This window comes from Leeuwenhoekiella obamensis, from assembly GCF_055391795.1.
Genome location: NZ_AP029251.1, coordinates 2,892,399 through 2,909,470 on the forward strand (window position 1 = coordinate 2,892,399; position 17,072 = coordinate 2,909,470).

Genomic DNA, 17,072 nt, shown 5'->3' on the forward strand with positions numbered 1-17,072 from the left:
GAATCATTCTATAACGTTATAGCCACAAAATAAGAAACTTAGCCATCATGAAATTGAAATTGATTTTAACGGTTCTAACCGTTTTTTTAATGTTTTCGTGTAAAAACGATACAAAACCTCAAGAAGAAAAGTCTCAAAATGAAGCAATGGAAAGCGAAATGAAGGAACCTTTCTTCAAAATTTCGCTTGCTCAATGGTCTTTACAAGAACCTATACGTAGTGGTAAAATGAATCCACTTGACTTTGCCAAAAAAGCAAAAGAAATGGGTTTTACTGGTATAGAATACGTTAGTCAACTGTATACTCCTATGATGAATGAGTTTGACTCGCCAGAAGAGGCCTTAGATTCTATTCTTCCTAAAATGAAAGCAAAAACAGATGAATATGGTATTCAAAATGTTTTGATCATGGTTGATGCAGAGGGAGATCTTTCATCAGAAGATGAGGCAAAACGCACAGAGGCCGTTAACAATCATAAAAAATGGGTTGATGCCGCAGCATACCTAGGTTGTCATTCTATTCGTGTAAATTTGGCTGGAGCCAAAGAACCTGAAGCATGGAAAGAGGCTTCTATCGCAGGGCTTAGCGCACTTGCAGACTATGCGGCTACAAAAAATATCAATGTGATCGTAGAAAATCACGGAGGCTTCAGTTCTGACGGCGAGAAGCTTATGGAAGTTATTAATGGAGTTGACAAAGATAATGTTGGTACTCTGCCAGACTTTGGTAACTTTTGTATGACGTATACCGCAAATGGATGCGAGGATGAGTACGATATGTACAAAGGTGTTGAGGAGATGATGCCGAAGGCTTTTGGCGTAAGCGCAAAAGCATACAACTTTGATGAAGATGGTGAGGAGACAAAAATTGATTTTACACGCATGCTTCAACTGGTAAAAGACGCTGGTTATGATGGCTACGTAGGTATAGAATATGAAGGTAGCAACCTAGAACCAGAAGAAGGGATCATGCGCACCAAAGAACTTTTAATCAAAGACGCTCAAAACGTAAACTAAACAATAAACTCAAAATAGATACATGAAACCACTAGTTAGAATTCAACTCTCCTTAATGATGTTCCTTGAATTTTTTATTTGGGGAGGATGGTTTGTGACCTTAGGTACTTTTTTAGGAACAAACCTTGAAGCAACAGGTGCACAAAGTGCAATGGCCTTTTCTACACAATCTTGGGGTGCGATCATTGCGCCTTTTATAATAGGTCTTATTGCAGACAAATATTTTAATGCAGAACGAATTCTTGGTGTGCTTCACTTAGTTGGAGCATTTTTAATGTATAAGATGGCTTACGCCGAAGATTTTGGCGCTTTCTATCCTTATGTTCTAGGGTATATGATCGCGTACATGCCAACGCTTGCGCTAGTAAACTCTGTTGCATTTAGACAAATGAAAAATCCATCAAAAGATTTTGGGTTCATTCGTGTGTTTGGAACAATAGGATGGATTCTTGCAGGAATTTTGATCAGCTTCTTAGGTTGGGATTCTCAAGAAGGTCTTACAGAAGGTTTACTTAAAAACACCTTCTTGATGACAGCAGTAGCTTCAGCATTTCTTGGGTTATTTAGCTTCTTCTTGCCTAAAACTCCACCTAACAAATCTGGCGAGAATGCATCTATTATGGAAAAAACTGGTCTTTCTGCAATTACATTGCTTAAGAACAAAAACTTCCTGATCTTCTTTGTATCATCAATTTTGATCTGTATTCCACTAGCTTTCTATTATCAAAATGCAAACCCATTCCTTACAGAAATAGGAATGACAAACGCAACCGCAAAACAAGCAATAGGTCAGCTTTCAGAAGTTCTATTTATGTTATTACTTCCTGTATTCTTATTGCGTTTTGGGATCAAGAAAACCTTACTTTTTGGTATGATCGCATGGGCGGTGCGTTATCTACTGTTCGCATACGGTAATGCAGACGAGCTTTCATTTATGTTATTAGTAGGTATTGCACTTCACGGTATTTGTTATGACTTCTTCTTTGTGTCTGGTCAGATCTATACAGACTCAAAAGCCGGCGCAGGAAACAAAAGTGCCGCACAAGGTCTAATTACACTTGCTACTTATGGAGTAGGAATGTTAATAGGATTTTGGGTTGCAGGCCAAATCACCGATAACTATCTTGTAGGCGAATTGCACAACTGGGAGAAGATCTGGATTTACCCTGCGATTTTTGCCGCAGTAGTATTTGTTTTCTTCCTTCTTGCTTTCAAAAATGAAAAAATAGAATACAAAGGAGAAAAAGTATAGTCAATGAAAAAACTTAAAATGGGAATGGTAGGCGGTGGCCTCGACGCCTTTATGGGCGACGTACACCGCAAGGCCGCTGCATTTGATGATAAGATAGAGTTAGTTTGCGGCGCATTTAGCAGTAACCCAGAAAAAAGTTTAAAAACAGCAGAGTATCTTGGGCTTTCGCCAAAAAGAAGCTACGCTGATTATAAAGAAATGATAGAAAAAGAATCCCAGCTCAGCGAAGATGAGCGCATGGATTTTGTAACTATCATTACACCAAACCACATGCATTTTCCACCGGCAAAAATGGCGCTGGAAAATGGTTTTCATGTGGTTTGTGATAAACCTATCACGCTTACGCTTGAAGAAGCGTATGATCTAGTAAAGATCACCGAAAAAAGTGGCAAAGTGCTTTGCCTTACACACACTTACACGGGTTATCCCATTGTTCGCCAGGCTAAAGAAATGGTCAAAAAAGGCGACCTTGGTGACATCCGTAAAGTGGTTGTAAACTACCTGCAAGGCTGGATGTCTACAGAAGATTACATTAACACTAATGAATCTGGATGGCGCTCAGACCCTAATAAATCAGGAATTGGTGGTTCACTTGGAGATGTAGGTACGCATGCCGCAAATATGGTTGAAGAAGTTACCGGACTCAGAATTTCTGAGATCGCTGCAGATCTTACTGGCTTTGGTAAAAACAGACAATTAGACGACGACGGCAACATTCTTATACGACTAGAAAACGGCGGAAAAGGGATAATCTCTTATTCTCAAATAGCCACTGGTGAAGAAAATGCCTTCTCTTTTAAAGTTTATGGAACTAAAGGAAGCTTAGAATGGCATCAAGAAAAACCCACAGAGCTTATCGCAAAATGGGTAGATCGTCCTAAGGAAATTTACACTCCGGGAGGCTATGGCACTTATGAAGAGTCTACACGATACACACGAGTACCATCAGGACATCCAGAGGGATATTTTGAGGCTTTTGCAACTTTATACAATAACTTTGCTAGAGAGGTTCTTAGCGTTAAAGAAGGTAATCCAGTTTCAGAGGAGCTAGATTTCCCTACCGTAGTAGACGGTTTAAGAGGCATGCAGTTTATTTATGGTGCAGTAGCTTCTAGCGATAACAACGCAGCTTGGGTCTCTTTAATAGAATAATTTTTTTGGGTTAAACCCAAAATAACCAAAAACCAATCAACTTATGAAAACCATTAAAGGCCCAGCAGTATTTCTGGCGCAATTTATGGACGATAAAGAGCCTTTTAATTCTCTTGATGGGCTTTGTAAATGGGCCAGCAGCTTAGGATATAAAGGTATTCAGATCCCCACTTGGGAAACTCGACTAATAGATTTGGCGAAAGCCGCAGAAAGCAAAACATATTGCGACGAACTTAAAGGCAAAGTAAACAGCTATGGTCTTGAGATCACAGAATTATGTACGCACTTACAAGGGCAACTTGTAGCGGTACATCCTGCATATGATGAGATGTTTGACAATTTTGCTCCAGATGAATGCAAAAACAATCCTAAGAAAAGAACAGAGTGGGCGGTAGAGCAAGTAAAAAATGCTGCTAAAGCTTCTCGTAATCTTGGGATCGATGTTTCAGGAACTTTTAGTGGATCATTATTGTGGCATACTTTTCATCCATGGCCACAAAGACCTCCAGGTCTAGTTGAGATGGGTTTTGAAGAACTAGCAAACCGCTGGAAGCCTATTCTTGATGTATATGAAGATCAAGGTGTAGATCTTTGTTATGAGGTTCACCCAGGAGAAGATGTGCATGATGGTGTTACCTTTGAGCGTTTTAGAGAAGCAACAGGTAATCATAAACGCGTAAATATTCTTTATGATCCTAGCCACTTTGTTTTACAGCAATTAGATTATATCGAGTATATAGATCATTATCATGAGTTCATTAAGATGTTCCATGTTAAGGATGCAGAGTTTAAACCTACGGGGAAAAAAGGAGCTTTTGGTGGATACGGTGATTGGATAGACCGCGCAGGTCGTTATCGTCATCCGGGTGATGGTCAGGTAGATTTTAAAACTATCTTTACAAAGCTCACAGAGTATGGTTGTGATGTATGGGCTGTGATGGAATGGGAATGCTGCATTAAATCTCCAGAACAAGGAGCGCAGCAAGGAGCACCATTTATCGCCAGCCACATTATCCAAGCTACTGATAAGAAGTTTGACGACTTTGCAGGAGCAGCCATTGATGATGCTAAACTAAAAAGAATCTTAGGACTTAAATAAACCACCAAAAATGAAAAAATTAATAGTAGGCGCTATTGTTCTTAGCCTTGCACTTGTAAGTTGCAATAGCAGCAAAAGCACCACCGGCTCAAAAGGCGGAAAATGGATCACGCTTTTTGACGGGTCTAACCTTGATGCATTTAAAGCATACAACAAAGAAGAACTTTCTGATCAATGGAAGATTGAAGGCGATGTAATGGTTTTTACACCTAGAGAAGATCGCAGACATTCAGAAAACTTGATCACTAAGCAGGAGTTTAGAAACTTCAAAATCGCTTTTGACTGGAAGATCGCACAAGGTGGAAACAGCGGTTTCATGTGGGCTGTACAAGAAAAACCAGAATTTCATGAGCCATACGCAACAGGACCAGAAATTCAGATTCTAGATGACGATGGTCACCCTGATGGTAAAAATGGAAGATCACACCAGTCTGGTGCTTTATATGATATCATAGGAGCTTCAGAAAAAGCAAATCCAGCTGGCGAGTGGAACCATTATGAGATCACTATTAACTATGACACAAACGAAGGCATCATAGAGATGAATGGTACTCAGGTTGTGACTTTCCCTGTAAAAGGTGAAGAATGGGACACGCTTGTAAAAAACAGTAAGTTTAGAAACTGGGGAGATTTTGCAAAAGTTGAAACTGGCCACATAGCTCTTCAGGATCACGGCGGTCAGGTTTCGTTTAAAAACATAAAAATCAAAGAACTTTAATAATGAAAAAAACAATTCTAACCCTAGCAGCAGCTTTCTCAATTTTTGCTTGCGCAGAAAAGGCTGATGATAAAAAAGAAGCAACTGAAGGCGAAGCGATGAGCGATTCTACCCAAGTGGCAGAAAAGCAGCAGGAAGAAAAAATTACAGATCCTAAGGTAACTGAAGTTTGGGAACCAGAACCAGCGGTTGTAACGCTTGATGAAAACGGTGTTCCATCAGATGCAACTGTGCTTTTTAATGGTAAAGACCTTAGTGCATGGCAAAGCGATTCAGACGAGAATGCAGAAGCTGCATGGACGGTGAATGGTGACGGTAGTCTTACTGTAGCGCCAGGCAAAGGAGCAATTCGCACAAAAGATAATTTTGACAGTTTTCAACTTCACGTTGAGTGGCAAGCGCCACAAAAGGTAGAAGGCGAAGGTCAAGGTCGTGGTAACAGCGGTATCTTTTTACAAGGGCTTTATGAAGTGCAAGTGCTAGACAGCTACGAGAATAGAACATATTCTAACGGGCAGGCTTCTTCACTTTACAAGCAACACATTCCGCTTGCAAATGCAACAAAGCCTACTAAAGAATGGCAAACCTATGACATCATTTTTCACGAGCCTAAATATGATGCAAATGGCGAGCGCACTAAAAAAGGAACCGTGACTGTAATTCACAATGGTGTTCTTGTTCAAGATCATATAGAACTTGAGGGAACTACAGAATACATAGGTCACCCACAGGTTAAGCCTCATGAAGATGGACCTATCATCCTTCAGGATCACGGCAATACCGTAAGTTTTAGAAATATCTGGCTAAGAGAATTAGAAGATTAATTTCTAAAAAAACAACATAAGAAAACCGCTTTTATAGCGGTTTTTTCTTTTAGTAGCTTCCGCGAAAGCGAAACAGCCACAATACCTTTTGTAATTGCTATCTTTGCCACTTATAAATTTTGCCGAATGATCAAGTCGATGACCGGTTTTGGGAAATCCGTTACCCAGCTACCTAGCAAAAAAATTACTGTAGAAGTAAAAAGTCTTAACAGTAAAAACCTGGATCTTAACGCCAGGATCCCTTCTACCTATCGTGAGAAGGAATTAGAAATGCGTAACATCGTCGCAAAAAAACTAGGACGCGGTAAGGTAGATCTAGGTCTTTATGTTGAGCTTAATGGTGAAGAAACCAGCTCTTCTATCAACGAAGCTGCGGTTAAAACCTATATGCAACAACTAGGCAAAATTGTAAATGCAGATGAAATTGAATTGCTTAAAATGGCAATTCGCCTTCCAGATGCGCTTAAAACTGAGCGTGAAGAACTGGATGAAGAAGAATACAACAGCATACTCTCTGGTCTTAACGAGGCGCTAGAAGCTATTGAAAATTTTAGAATTGAAGAAGGCAAAGCGCTAGAGCAAGATTTTGAACTACATGTTGACAACATCGCAAATGCGCTAGAGGAAGTTGAGACTCTTGATGAAGAAAGAATCTCTGGCTTACGCGAAAAGCTTAATAAAGCCGTCGCAGATCTTAAGGTAGAGGTTGATCAAAATCGTTTTGAGCAAGAGTTGACCTATTATCTTGAGAAGTACGACATAAACGAAGAAAAAGTAAGACTGCGCAATCACCTTACTTACTTTAAAAAAACGCTCACTTCACCTGAAAGTAATGGTAAGAAATTAGCCTTTATAAGTCAGGAGATAGGTCGCGAGATCAATACCATAGGATCAAAGTCTAATTATGCGCCTATGCAACGTGTAGTAGTGCGCATGAAAGATGAGTTAGAAAAGATCAAAGAACAACTTCTAAACGTACTTTAATGGAAGGAAACGGTAAGCTTTTAGTTTTTTCAGCACCGTCAGGAAGTGGCAAAACCACAATTGTAAGATGGCTTTTAGCCAAAGAAGAACTTAACCTTGAGTTCAGTATTTCGGCGACTTCTCGCGATCCTCGCGAGAACGAAGTTCATGGTCAGGATTATTATTTTTTATCGCTTAAAGACTTTAAACAAAATATCAAGGATGAAAATTTTCTTGAATGGGAAGAAGTGTACCGCGATAATTTTTACGGCACATTAAAGAGCGAGGTAGAGCGCATCTGGAGCCACGGCAAACACGTTATTTTTGATATTGACGTTGTGGGTGGCCTTGATATTAAAAAGCTCTTTCCAGAGCGTACGCTTGCTGTTTTTGTGAAACCACCAAGTATTGAAGAGCTCAAGATCAGACTCAAAAAACGCAAAACCGAAAGCGAAGATCGCATCAATATGCGCATCGCTAAAGCAAGTATAGAACTTGCAACTGCGCCACAATTTGATCACATTATAGAGAACAACGATCTTGATACCGCGCTTAATGAAGCATACGATCTAGTATCAAATTTTGTGCTTGAAAAATAAAATTGCAATATGAAGATAGGGTTGTACTTCGGGACATTTAATCCCATACACATAGGGCATCTCATCATTGCAAATCACATGGTAGAGTTTAGCGATCTAGATAAGATTTGGGTTGTTATCACTCCGCATAATCCTTTTAAGAAGAAAAAGACTTTACTCGATAATCATCATCGCTACCAACTGGTGCAGCGCGCGCTAGAAGATTATGATAAGATCGAGCCCAGCACCATTGAGTTTAACTTACCCCAACCCAATTATACTTCAGACACGCTCATCTATCTTCAAGAAAAATATCCTGATAAGGAGTTTAGCCTCATTATGGGAGAAGACAACTTGAAGTCCTTTCATAAATGGAAAAATCATGAGGTTATCTTAGAACTCCATGATATTTATGTTTATCCCAGGGTTTCAGAAGGTGAGGTAGAACATCAATTTAAAGATCACCCTAAGATCAAACACGTTGTTGACGCACCAATTATTGAAATTTCGGCGACAGCTATACGCAAGGCTATCAAAGCAGGTAAAAATGTAAAGCCACTACTTACAGAAGAAGCGTGGCAATACATTGATGAGATGAACTTTTACAGGTAATTGTTTTTTTCGCCATACGGCAAAAAGTAATCCTACACCATCTCTCTTACAATTCTGGAATTCTTAAAACCTGACCAGGGTAGATCTTATCTGGATCAGACAACATAGGCTTATTGGCTTCAAAAATTACAGGATACTTCATCGCATTGCCGTAATATTTCTTAGCGATCTTACTCAAAGAATCACCCGAAACTACAGTGTAGAATTGTGCTTGCGGACCGGTTTCTTTAACTTCAAGAAGATCATCAACCTCAGAGATCCCTTCTACGTTACCAGTAAGTAACACGGCCTTTTCTTTCGTAGGTTGATCTTTTGCAAGACCGGTGATCGTTGCCGTTTCACCATTGATCACAACCTTTAAATTCTCTACTTCAAGGCCTAGATCTGCAATTGTCTCTTCAATTCTTGCAGCTGCTTTTTTATTTGCTTCTGCGATTGCCTCTGCAGCATTTTCAGCTTCGGCGGCGGCTTCTTTTTTCTTACTTTCTGATGAAGAGCCAAAGATCTTCTCTCCGGCATTTTTTATAAATGAAAATAAACTCATAGCATAAAATTTAGTTGATTAGCATGGCAAATTACAAAAGTGCGCAGCCGCACTATCTTATCTATACGCCAAAACTTTACTAAAGAATCGTGAAAAATTTTATGCAAAAAGAAACCGCCCTACTAATTAACACTAAAAATCAGCGAGCGGTTTCTTAACTAAATAACCAACCAAAAGTCTTTATTTCTTAGACGCCTTTAAATCTTCGATCTTAGCGTCTATAACTGCATTTTTCTCTCTGGGTTTACCTTCATCAGCAAGCTTGTACTGTATGTAGTTTCTTCCGCGAAAGCGATAAGAAGTACCCGACGAGGAATGATATAACTCTATTGTATTATCATTTATTATAGTAAGCTCAAAAAACTCATTGTCAAAATAGTCATAATCTAACGTAAGCCTCTTCAACAGCGGATTTCCTGGCACATTATCTATATCATAAATACCTGAATAATCCCAATACACCATATTTGCAGACATACCGTTTTTGTCTTGAGAACTTTGAAAATTGCTGCCAGATCCTGCTGGCAAGAACTGTAAATAATTCTCTGAGTCAAATTCATTAAAAGCGCCTTCTACGCTAGTTGAGATCTTCTCCCAAGCCACATATTCTTGTAAGAAATAATGAATGTTGTCATAGAACAATCTGTCATAATCAAAGTCATTGCGCTGGTAGCCTTTTAAAATATAAGAAGTGTTACCAGCTCTATTATACAGCTCAATCGTGCTAGAATTTAGAACAGTTACCTCAAAGCTGTAAAAGCCATCTATATCATGATCAATGTCCAGATCATAGTCAAAGGTGTCAAAAAATCCTACCGGAATCCCGTAGCCGTTGCCTTGATCACCTATGCCAGCCAGATTATTATTTGCCCACACATCATCACCTCTAAATGATAACGTAAATGCCTTCTCCATAAATGGGATGTAAGCACCGCCGCTGGTTTGATCAACATCTAGATACCATAATTCATAAGATGTCATCACATCATACAAAGAAAAATTAGGAGCATCTGGCGGGTAACTTTCGTCATAAAAGTCTACCGTACAAGACGATAAAACAATTGAAAAAAGAAAAAATATCGAGAGTAGTCTTTTAGGTTTCATACGCGTTAATTTTTAAGTTCATAATCATTTTAAAAACGCTTTAAAAAATGTTTTGGCTTGCGCCAAAAGGATTCTCAAAAGGGTAACATACCGGACAATTACATTTTACAGTAACCAAACGACGTGCCAAAAAATTCATAAACCTGATTAACAGTGTTTTAATTAACCCAAGAAAAAGGGTAATTTTGAAAAAAATAGACAAAGACTACATCGATGGCGATAAAATTTGGTGTCATTGGCGGCGGAAGTTGGGCCACAGCGATCGTAAAGATGCTTACAGAAAATCTTGAAGAGGTTGCCTGGTATATGCGTAGTACATATGCCATAGAGCACATCAAGAAAGAGTTTCATAACCCTAATTATCTTAGCGCGGTTGAGTTTAAGCCAGATAACCTTAAACTTAGTAACGATATCAATGAGATCATCGAGTATGCAGACTACTTGATCTTTGCCATTCCATCTGCTTTTGTAGGCCAGGAGTTAGAGAAAGTCACTGTTTCACTTCAAGGTAAAAAGTTATTTTCGGCCATTAAAGGTATTGTGCCAGAAAGCGGACTTATCGTAGGTCATCACTTTCATGAGAAGTATGAAATACCCTTTGACGATATAGGCGTGATCACTGGGCCTTGCCATGCAGAAGAAGTAGCGCTTGAGCGACTTTCTTACCTTACCATCGCCTGTACAGACGAAGAGCAAGCAAAGATCGTGGCAAAGCATCTAAGCAGCGAATACATTCGCACTACAATAAGTGACGACACCATAGGTACAGAATATGCCGCAACGCTTAAAAATATCTATGCCATCGCTTGTGGTATCGCTCACGGTTTAGGCTACGGAGATAACTTCCAGAGTGTGCTTATGAGTAACGCTATCCGCGAAATGAAGAAATTCATTAAAAAGACACATAAGCTTAAGCGAAATATAAACGACTCTGCTTACCTAGGAGATCTGCTTGTAACAGGTTATTCTATCTTCAGTAGAAACCGAATGTTCGGTAATATGATAGGAAAAGGCTATACCGTAAAAAGCGCCATGATGGAGATGAGCATGGTTGCCGAAGGGTATTATGCCGCAAAATGCGTTTTTGAGCTCAATGAAAAACTAGGCGCAAAAACACCTATTCTCAACGCCGTTTATAACGTCTTATACAAAGGAAAAGATCCTAAAAAGACCTTCTCAAAACTTACTGAGAAGTTAGATTAAGTAAAAAATTATTCAGCTAGGATACCAGCTTCTGGAATTACCGGGAGTTCGACAGTTTTTGCTTCTTTGATGCTTCCTGCTTTAAAGACAAATTTCTTGTCAAACAATTTTCCGTCTTGAAAAAAGGTGACTTGAAATGTATTGTCTAAGGCAAGGACACTGTCTTCTATAAACTCGATTTTGGCGTAAGCCTTAGCCGGAAGAAGCTCTAATTTGTGCCTAAGCTCACTTGTGACTTTAGTCTTAGAAAGCCCCTTAGAACGTATTAAAATCGTTTCTAGCGGTGCGCCAGTGTTGTTGATGATATAGGCATTCCAGTCATGTGTGCGATGTTCTTTGTTAAACTGTCGTACGGCCGCTACATGAACGTTCTCTACCTGCGGGATTTCAATATCTTTTTTCATTAATCGTGAACCTTCCACATGATCCAAAGTGCGATCAACGCCAGCGCTCCTATTCCTAAAAATATGCTACCTATGATGATCTTGATAGCCGCGATGATAAACGTGAGATACGCTACGATCGCTAAAACGATGAGTAGGATTGCGATGACGAGGTACTTTTTCATATGCCTTGAAATTGTTCTAAGAATCTAATGTCGTTTTCGCTAAGCAAGCGAATATCTGGGATTTGATGCAGCAATAATGCGATACGATCTATACCCATACCAAAGGCAAAACCACTGTATTCTTCTGGATCGATACCGCAGTTTTTAAGAACGTTAGGATCTACCATTCCGCAGCCCATGATCTCTAACCAGCCGGTTCCTTTTGTCATTCGGTAATCGGTTTCTGTCTCAAGACCCCAATACACATCTACCTCTGCACTAGGCTCAGTAAACGGGAAATAGGACGGGCGCAGGCGAATTTTGCTTTTGCCAAAAAGTTCTTTTGTAAAATATTGAAGCGTTTGCTTAAGATCTGCAAACGAAACGTCTTTATCAATATACAATCCTTCTACCTGATGGAAAAAGCAGTGCGAACGTGCAGAGATCGCCTCATTTCTATACACACGTCCTGGAGAAATGGTACGAATGGGCGGTTTGTTATTTTCCATATAGCGCACTTGCACAGAAGAAGTATGCGTACGCAATAAGATATCTGGATCTGTCTGAATAAAAAAGGTATCCTGCATATCACGTGCTGGGTGATATTCGGGTAAATTTAATGCGGTGAAGTTATGCCAGTCGTCTTCGATCTCTGGACCCTCAGACACATTAAAACCTATTCTTGAAAAAATATCAATAATCTGATTTTTTACCTGCGATATAGGGTGACGAGAACCTAAAGAAATAGGCTCACCAGGACGCGTTAAATCTCCATATCCTCCTTTGTCGTCTTGCGACTCTAAAGAATCTTTTAAAGCATTTACTTTATCCTGAGCAGTAGATTTAAGTTTATTAATGGTTTGCCCATACTCCTTTTTTAGTTCGTTAGGCACATTTTTAAACTCAGCAAAGTATTCATTAAGAAGACCCTTCTTCCCTAAAAACTTAATTCTAAACTTCTCAACCTCATCGAGGGTTTTTGCGTTAAAAGCATCTGCTTCGGCAATTAGTTCCTTGATCTTTTCAAGCATGGCTATCTTTTTCTCAAAGCGCAAATTTAAGCATTCCCTGTGGCTTGTTGTTGCTTGTCCTTAAAAATATATAGTATTAAGAAGAAGACCGCTACTCCGCCCAGCAAGTGCCACAACCAGTGTGTTCCCATCCAGAAAAAATCGAGCTCTATCCTTTTGTCAAGAAATCTGAATAATACCGCGATAAAAAAGACAGTAAATGCTACGATCACGTATGTTGTATTTTTCCATTTGGTTTTCACCAAAAAGCCCAACACCGGAATAATTAACGTTGCTGCAATTATAAGATAGCCCAAGGTGATTTGTAGTCCTTTTGGCAAGGGCAGCGCCCGCAAGCCAAAAAACAACCCCAGCATCACAAGGAATAAAACTATACGAGATGACCATTTGTCTAGCCATTTGTAAACAAAGTAGAACACCGCCGCCAGGCTTAAAAAAAGTATGGGTAAATAATCTAGCTTAAGCCAAAATTCATGCGATCGTGTACCGTGATAGATCGTACCGCCTACGTAGCTCAACGCAATTACAGGCAGCACAAAAGCCAGAAATCTATGATTGCGATAATCTTTATAAACCTTGCGGCCAAAGTAGATCACAATAAACAGAAAAATAAGATTGCTGAAGGTATTAAATGGCTCTACCGGCAGTCTTCCTGCGATGGTTTCTTTATAGATCGGCCCGCTGTCGTTAGGGAAGTTTTGAAGTAAAAGGCTTAAGCTGGATAGCACATTACAAAGTATTAGCGTATAACTTCTTTATCTAGAAAATAATTTACGATCGCCTGCTTCATTAACACAGATTGTTCTCCTGCTTTTAACGGCGGCAATTGCTCTAGCATTTTATAATGCGGCCAGCCATCTTCATCCTGAAAGTCAAATTCATAATACCCATAAGGCTCTAGCAATCTACAGATCGCAATATGCATAAGATTGATCTTGTCGTCTTTTTTAAACTTGCGATCAAATTTCCCAAACTCCTGCACACCTATTAAATATATGATCGCATCCAGATCCAGACGATCACCATCTGCAAACCTATCTGAAAGTAAGGTGACAACATCCTCCCACCTTTTCTTTAAATCTTCATCTCTTGTCATGCGACAAAGATAATATGCTTGTTTAGGAAAGCGTTATATTTAACGCATGAACTACATAGATATCATTCTCGCTATTTTATTGCTCTGGGGACTCTTCCGCGGACTAAAAAATGGTTTTTTTGTTGAACTAGCTTCTCTCATCGCATTGATCGCCGGAATTTATGGTGCGATCCATTTTTCATATTACGCTGTAGATTATCTCAGTGAGAAGGTAAACTGGAGCGCGGCAACAATCAACCTTGCAGCATTTGCAATTACATTTATAATTATAGTAGTTGTTATTACCCTTGCGGGAAAAGTACTCACAAAAATCGCTGATATGGCGATGCTAGGGATGCTCAATAAAATTTTAGGAGCGCTGTTTGGCATTTTGAAAACTGCCTTTATTCTAAGCGTAATAATCATGTTTATTAACTCGCTTCACAACAGCATTTCATTTCTAGACGAAGAAACAAAGGAAGAATCTGTTCTTTATCCATATGTGCAAAATGTTGCTCCACTTGTATTACCTAATATTTTAAAAGAGGTAGAAGAATACAATTATGACGAGCAAGAAGAAGAACCGGCTTACGAAGAGCAAAGCATTTAAAAAAATAAAGCTGGATTAAGATCCAGCTTTATTATCGAGATACGGTTTTTTCATTTCTAACTCAGGGACTTTATCCTGTTTAAAAAATGATGCGTAATCTTCAGGGTTGTCAATTTCACCACGTTCCGAGATGATCTTAACATTGATGTTTTTCTCTTTTGCCTTGATGGCAAAATCATCAAAGATCTCAATAATATCATTATCAAGATATCTGGTTTTTCGCACATCTATTTCTACAAAGCTGTCTTTTTCTAGCTTATCAAGTTCTTTAATGATCGCACCTTTATTGATAAAAGTAACCTCTTCTGCAAGAGTCATATTTGTAACATCTGCGCCATTTTCACCTTTCACGATATGTAAGAAGTGAGAGTTTTGATAGCTTTTTATCAATATAACTACAATTCCTACAGCAAGACCTAAACTGATACCAATTAAAAGATCAGCAAACACAATACCTGCCACAGTAACTACAAAAGGTATGAACTGCTTCCATCCTAGCTTATACATTTTCACGAAAAGTGCAGGCTTTGCTAACTTATAACCCACTAAGAACAATATCGCCGCCAGCACTGAAAGTGGAATAAGATTTAGCACATTAGGAGCGAGAATTACTGAGATCAACAGTAAAAGTCCATGAATAATAGCAGACATTTTTGTTTGTCCCCCAGATTGAATATTTGCAGAACTACGCACAATTACTTGAGTCACTGGTAAACCACCTATTAAACCAGAAACCATATTCCCAGCTCCTTGCGCGAATAATTCTCGGTTAGTAGGAGTAACGCGTTTATGCGGGTCTAATTTATCTGTCGCCTCAACACAAAGCAGCGTTTCTAAACTTGCTACAAGCGCAATAGTAAATGCCGTTACCCAAACTTGACCACTGCCTATTATACTAAAATTAGGAAATGTGAATTGCGCCAAGAAAGAGTCAATACCTTCTGGAACTGGTACAGCAACAAGATGCTCTTTTGCAATTCCTAGTTCTGTGTCTTGTGTAAAAACATAGTAAACTATACCTGCTACTACAGCAACAAGAGGACCTTGCACGAGTTTAAAGAATTTTCCTTTTTTTGATAAAACAGCTTCCCACAGAATAAGAATTGCCATACCTATACAAGCGATAAGTGTTGCTCCAGCACTGATATTTCCTAGCATAGCTCCTAGCTCAGAAAAGGTGTTCTCACCATCCATCTGAAAAAATGCCCAGTCACCTTCTGGATCTGCATCGTAACCAAAAAAATGCGGTATTTGTTTTAAAATAATAATGATACCAATACCAGTAAGCATTCCCTTAATCACAGACGACGGAAAATAATACCCAATGATACCGGCTTTTAAAACTCCAAAAAGAATCTGGATCGCACCGGCAATAACAATTGCTACTAATAAATTTTCATAACCTCCCAATGCTGTGATCGCCGTAAGCACAATTGCCGAAAGACCAGCAGCAGGACCACTTACACCTAGGCTAGATCCACTTAATGCTCCAACTACAATACCACCTACAATACCGGCTATTAATCCAGAAAAGAGCGGTGCTCCACTGGCTAATGCAATTCCTAAACATAATGGTATAGCCACAAAAAAGACAACTACACTAGCAGGAAAATCTGATTTTATATTCTTGAACATTGATTAAGGTTTTAAAAGTTTATTAGTAGCAATACGAATTTTTAGTCTAGCAATGTCACTTTACCAGTTTTGATAGAGTAAACACCACCTACGATCTTAATTTCTTCTTTTTCGACCATCTTTCTTAAGATGATACTTTTATCATAAATACGTTGAATGGTTTGCTTTACATTCTCTTCAACAACATCAGCAACGAAAGCTCCGTTTGTAGAATTGCGCTCACCATCTGTTTGCACTGTACGCACGGCAGATTCTATGTTTGCAAGCATAGGCGTGATATTACCAAGTTCTACACCATCACAAGCAGCTTTAACAGCACCACAAGCTTCATGACCTAGCACAAGAATAAGTTTACTTCCTGCCACTTTGCAGCCATACTCCATACTTCCTAGTATGTCTGTATTTTCAAAATTACCTGCTACTCTAGCCACAAAAATATCTCCTATTCCCTGATCAAAAACGGTCTCTACAGGCACTCTACTATCTATACAGCTTAGTATAACAGCCTTAGGCCATTGCCCACCCGTTGTTTGTTCAATTTGAGCCGAAAAGTCTCTCTCTAGCATTGCACCATTCACAAATCGCTCATTACCTTCCATAAGATCCTTAAGCACAGCATCTGGACGCAATTTATCCTGTTCTACCTTGTCTATTGCAGTAGTAATCATAAGTATGTTTTTAAATTAAATAATGATTTAAGAGTCGATTAAAGGTAGACTCTTACGTAAAAAGAATAAAACAATCTGGATTAAATTGTTCTGGGAGGTTGAAATAGAGGATCATGAAAACCATTAGTTTTTAATTCTAAAAAACCAATGATCACATTCTCTTCTTCACTGTGTAGTAATATGGATGCAAAAAGATCATGCTTAGAAAATAGATCTATTTGCTCTTTAAGTTCAATTGAAACATCTTCTCCTTTTTCATCCTCGATGATAGACGATATCTTGATGTCATCTTCATCTTGAATTAACTGCATAACAGCAGGTGTCGCCAAGAAAGCAACAAAGGTGAATAGAAAAAGAAGTTGTTTAAATTTCACTATTCAATCGTTTGAGAAAGCCAAATTAACAAAAATGTTGTCAACTACGGTATAATCTATAAAAATT

The 17,072-nt window shown here is 38.9% G+C and carries 21 protein-coding genes; 11 read left to right on the forward strand and 10 right to left on the reverse strand.

Going from position 1 to position 17,072, the window contains the following annotated elements:
* Positions 1 to 47 precede the first annotated feature (47 nt).
* The 9 genes from ACZ5L8_RS12830 to nadD all read left to right on the forward strand — a co-directional run bounded on the left by ACZ5L8_RS12830 (position 48) and on the right by nadD (position 8,214).
* A complete protein-coding gene (locus tag ACZ5L8_RS12830) occupies positions 48 to 1,016 on the forward strand; it encodes a sugar phosphate isomerase/epimerase family protein (RefSeq protein ID WP_464438050.1) in 969 nt (322 codons plus the stop codon).
* A gap of 22 nt (positions 1,017 to 1,038) precedes the next feature.
* Positions 1,039 to 2,268: a nucleoside permease gene (locus ACZ5L8_RS12835; RefSeq protein ID WP_464438051.1), complete on the forward strand. Its 1,230-nt coding sequence runs from the start codon at positions 1,039 to 1,041 to the stop codon at positions 2,266 to 2,268.
* Positions 2,269 to 2,271: 3 nt separating this feature from the next.
* Positions 2,272 to 3,420, forward strand: a complete 1,149-nt coding sequence (locus ACZ5L8_RS12840; protein WP_462600247.1) for a Gfo/Idh/MocA family protein — start codon at positions 2,272 to 2,274, stop codon at positions 3,418 to 3,420.
* Positions 3,421 to 3,463: 43 nt separating this feature from the next.
* Positions 3,464 to 4,519 carry a sugar phosphate isomerase/epimerase family protein gene (locus ACZ5L8_RS12845; protein ID WP_464438052.1) on the forward strand — a complete coding sequence of 352 codons (1,056 nt, stop codon included), beginning with the start codon at positions 3,464 to 3,466 and terminating at the stop codon, positions 4,517 to 4,519.
* A gap of 10 nt (positions 4,520 to 4,529) precedes the next feature.
* Positions 4,530 to 5,237, forward strand: coding sequence for a 3-keto-disaccharide hydrolase (locus ACZ5L8_RS12850; protein ID WP_464438054.1), 708 nt, complete (start codon positions 4,530 to 4,532; stop codon positions 5,235 to 5,237).
* A gap of 2 nt (positions 5,238 to 5,239) precedes the next feature.
* Entirely contained in the window at positions 5,240 to 6,061 is an 822-nt protein-coding gene (locus tag ACZ5L8_RS12855) for a 3-keto-disaccharide hydrolase (protein WP_464438055.1), read from the forward strand.
* 126 nt (positions 6,062 to 6,187) lie between these two features.
* Entirely contained in the window at positions 6,188 to 7,045 is an 858-nt protein-coding gene (locus ACZ5L8_RS12860; protein WP_462600243.1) for a YicC/YloC family endoribonuclease, read from the forward strand.
* Positions 7,045 to 7,623 (forward strand): guanylate kinase, encoded by a 579-nt coding sequence (gmk, locus tag ACZ5L8_RS12865; RefSeq protein WP_464438056.1) that lies wholly within the window; start codon positions 7,045 to 7,047, stop codon positions 7,621 to 7,623. Before ACZ5L8_RS12860 ends, gmk begins: the two co-directional genes overlap by 1 nt.
* Before the next feature lie 9 nt (positions 7,624 to 7,632).
* Entirely contained in the window at positions 7,633 to 8,214 is a 582-nt protein-coding gene (gene nadD, locus ACZ5L8_RS12870; protein WP_464438058.1) for a nicotinate (nicotinamide) nucleotide adenylyltransferase, read from the forward strand.
* 46 nt (positions 8,215 to 8,260) lie between these two features.
* Here nadD and lysM read toward each other — a convergent pair whose 3' ends face one another.
* Positions 8,261 to 8,758: a peptidoglycan-binding protein LysM gene (lysM, locus tag ACZ5L8_RS12875; RefSeq protein WP_464438059.1), complete on the reverse strand. Its 498-nt coding sequence runs from the start codon at positions 8,756 to 8,758 to the stop codon at positions 8,261 to 8,263.
* Positions 8,759 to 8,938: 180 nt separating this feature from the next.
* Positions 8,939 to 9,862 carry a nicotinic acid mononucleotide adenyltransferase gene (locus ACZ5L8_RS12880; RefSeq protein WP_464438061.1) on the reverse strand — a complete coding sequence of 308 codons (924 nt, stop codon included), beginning with the start codon at positions 9,860 to 9,862 and terminating at the stop codon, positions 8,939 to 8,941.
* Between the two features lie 213 nt (positions 9,863 to 10,075).
* On the opposite strand from ACZ5L8_RS12880, the gene ACZ5L8_RS12885 reads away from it, so the two are divergent.
* Positions 10,076 to 11,065, forward strand: a complete 990-nt coding sequence (locus tag ACZ5L8_RS12885; protein WP_464438062.1) for an NAD(P)H-dependent glycerol-3-phosphate dehydrogenase — start codon at positions 10,076 to 10,078, stop codon at positions 11,063 to 11,065.
* 8 nt (positions 11,066 to 11,073) lie between these two features.
* Here the strand turns inward: ACZ5L8_RS12885 and ACZ5L8_RS12890 are convergent, their stop codons facing one another.
* Genes ACZ5L8_RS12890 through ACZ5L8_RS12910 form a run of 5 tightly spaced genes read right to left on the reverse strand, consistent with a single transcriptional unit; the run spans position 11,074 to position 13,739 of the window.
* Entirely contained in the window at positions 11,074 to 11,469 is a 396-nt protein-coding gene (locus ACZ5L8_RS12890; protein WP_464438063.1) for a hypothetical protein, read from the reverse strand.
* Positions 11,469 to 11,633: a hypothetical protein gene (locus tag ACZ5L8_RS12895; RefSeq protein ID WP_464438064.1), complete on the reverse strand. Its 165-nt coding sequence runs from the start codon at positions 11,631 to 11,633 to the stop codon at positions 11,469 to 11,471. Before ACZ5L8_RS12895 ends, ACZ5L8_RS12890 begins: the two co-directional genes overlap by 1 nt.
* Positions 11,630 to 12,643, reverse strand: coding sequence for a phenylalanine--tRNA ligase subunit alpha (pheS, locus tag ACZ5L8_RS12900; RefSeq protein WP_464438066.1), 1,014 nt, complete (start codon positions 12,641 to 12,643; stop codon positions 11,630 to 11,632). The genes ACZ5L8_RS12895 and pheS overlap by 4 nt, the downstream gene beginning before the upstream one ends.
* Before the next feature lie 26 nt (positions 12,644 to 12,669).
* Positions 12,670 to 13,371, reverse strand: coding sequence for a hypothetical protein (locus ACZ5L8_RS12905; protein WP_464438067.1), 702 nt, complete (start codon positions 13,369 to 13,371; stop codon positions 12,670 to 12,672).
* A gap of 11 nt (positions 13,372 to 13,382) precedes the next feature.
* Complete coding sequence (locus ACZ5L8_RS12910; RefSeq protein WP_462600233.1) at positions 13,383 to 13,739, reverse strand: hypothetical protein; 357 nt, start codon at positions 13,737 to 13,739, stop codon at positions 13,383 to 13,385.
* A 46-nt stretch (positions 13,740 to 13,785) separates the two neighbouring features.
* Here ACZ5L8_RS12910 and ACZ5L8_RS12915 point away from each other — a divergent pair, with 46 nt between their 5' ends.
* Positions 13,786 to 14,328, forward strand: a complete 543-nt coding sequence (locus tag ACZ5L8_RS12915) for a CvpA family protein (protein WP_464438068.1) — start codon at positions 13,786 to 13,788, stop codon at positions 14,326 to 14,328.
* A 15-nt stretch (positions 14,329 to 14,343) separates the two neighbouring features.
* Here ACZ5L8_RS12915 and ACZ5L8_RS12920 read toward each other — a convergent pair whose 3' ends face one another.
* The 3 genes from ACZ5L8_RS12920 to ACZ5L8_RS12930 form a co-directional block, all read right to left on the reverse strand.
* Positions 14,344 to 15,963 (reverse strand): SulP family inorganic anion transporter, encoded by a 1,620-nt coding sequence (locus ACZ5L8_RS12920; RefSeq protein ID WP_464438070.1) that lies wholly within the window; start codon positions 15,961 to 15,963, stop codon positions 14,344 to 14,346.
* Positions 15,964 to 16,004: 41 nt separating this feature from the next.
* Entirely contained in the window at positions 16,005 to 16,631 is a 627-nt protein-coding gene (locus ACZ5L8_RS12925) for a carbonic anhydrase family protein (RefSeq protein ID WP_464438071.1), read from the reverse strand.
* A gap of 80 nt (positions 16,632 to 16,711) precedes the next feature.
* Entirely contained in the window at positions 16,712 to 16,942 is a 231-nt protein-coding gene (locus tag ACZ5L8_RS12930) for a hypothetical protein (protein ID WP_464438072.1), read from the reverse strand.
* Positions 16,943 to 17,072 lie beyond the last annotated feature (130 nt).

Coding starts and splice junctions, on each gene's coding strand:
- ACZ5L8_RS12915 (WP_464438068.1), top strand. CDS start 13,786: ATGAACTACATAGATATCATTCTCGCTATTTTATTGCTCTGGGGACTC.
- ACZ5L8_RS12860 (WP_462600243.1), top strand. CDS start 6,188: ATGATCAAGTCGATGACCGGTTTTGGGAAATCCGTTACCCAGCTACCT.
- pheS (WP_464438066.1), bottom strand. CDS start 12,643: ATGCTTGAAAAGATCAAGGAACTAATTGCCGAAGCAGATGCTTTTAAC.
- ACZ5L8_RS12895 (WP_464438064.1), bottom strand. CDS start 11,633: ATGAAAAAGTACCTCGTCATCGCAATCCTACTCATCGTTTTAGCGATC.
- ACZ5L8_RS12885 (WP_464438062.1), top strand. CDS start 10,076: ATGGCGATAAAATTTGGTGTCATTGGCGGCGGAAGTTGGGCCACAGCG.
- ACZ5L8_RS12855 (WP_464438055.1), top strand. CDS start 5,240: ATGAAAAAAACAATTCTAACCCTAGCAGCAGCTTTCTCAATTTTTGCT.
- ACZ5L8_RS12920 (WP_464438070.1), bottom strand. CDS start 15,963: ATGTTCAAGAATATAAAATCAGATTTTCCTGCTAGTGTAGTTGTCTTT.
- ACZ5L8_RS12845 (WP_464438052.1), top strand. CDS start 3,464: ATGAAAACCATTAAAGGCCCAGCAGTATTTCTGGCGCAATTTATGGAC.
- ACZ5L8_RS12910 (WP_462600233.1), bottom strand. CDS start 13,739: ATGACAAGAGATGAAGATTTAAAGAAAAGGTGGGAGGATGTTGTCACC.
- lysM (WP_464438059.1), bottom strand. CDS start 8,758: ATGAGTTTATTTTCATTTATAAAAAATGCCGGAGAGAAGATCTTTGGC.
- gmk (WP_464438056.1), top strand. CDS start 7,045: ATGGAAGGAAACGGTAAGCTTTTAGTTTTTTCAGCACCGTCAGGAAGT.
- ACZ5L8_RS12930 (WP_464438072.1), bottom strand. CDS start 16,942: ATGCAGTTAATTCAAGATGAAGATGACATCAAGATATCGTCTATCATC.
- ACZ5L8_RS12835 (WP_464438051.1), top strand. CDS start 1,039: ATGAAACCACTAGTTAGAATTCAACTCTCCTTAATGATGTTCCTTGAA.
- ACZ5L8_RS12840 (WP_462600247.1), top strand. CDS start 2,272: ATGAAAAAACTTAAAATGGGAATGGTAGGCGGTGGCCTCGACGCCTTT.
- ACZ5L8_RS12830 (WP_464438050.1), top strand. CDS start 48: ATGAAATTGAAATTGATTTTAACGGTTCTAACCGTTTTTTTAATGTTT.
- ACZ5L8_RS12890 (WP_464438063.1), bottom strand. CDS start 11,469: ATGAAAAAAGATATTGAAATCCCGCAGGTAGAGAACGTTCATGTAGCG.
- ACZ5L8_RS12880 (WP_464438061.1), bottom strand. CDS start 9,862: ATGAAACCTAAAAGACTACTCTCGATATTTTTTCTTTTTTCAATTGTT.
- ACZ5L8_RS12925 (WP_464438071.1), bottom strand. CDS start 16,631: ATGATTACTACTGCAATAGACAAGGTAGAACAGGATAAATTGCGTCCA.
- nadD (WP_464438058.1), top strand. CDS start 7,633: ATGAAGATAGGGTTGTACTTCGGGACATTTAATCCCATACACATAGGG.
- ACZ5L8_RS12850 (WP_464438054.1), top strand. CDS start 4,530: ATGAAAAAATTAATAGTAGGCGCTATTGTTCTTAGCCTTGCACTTGTA.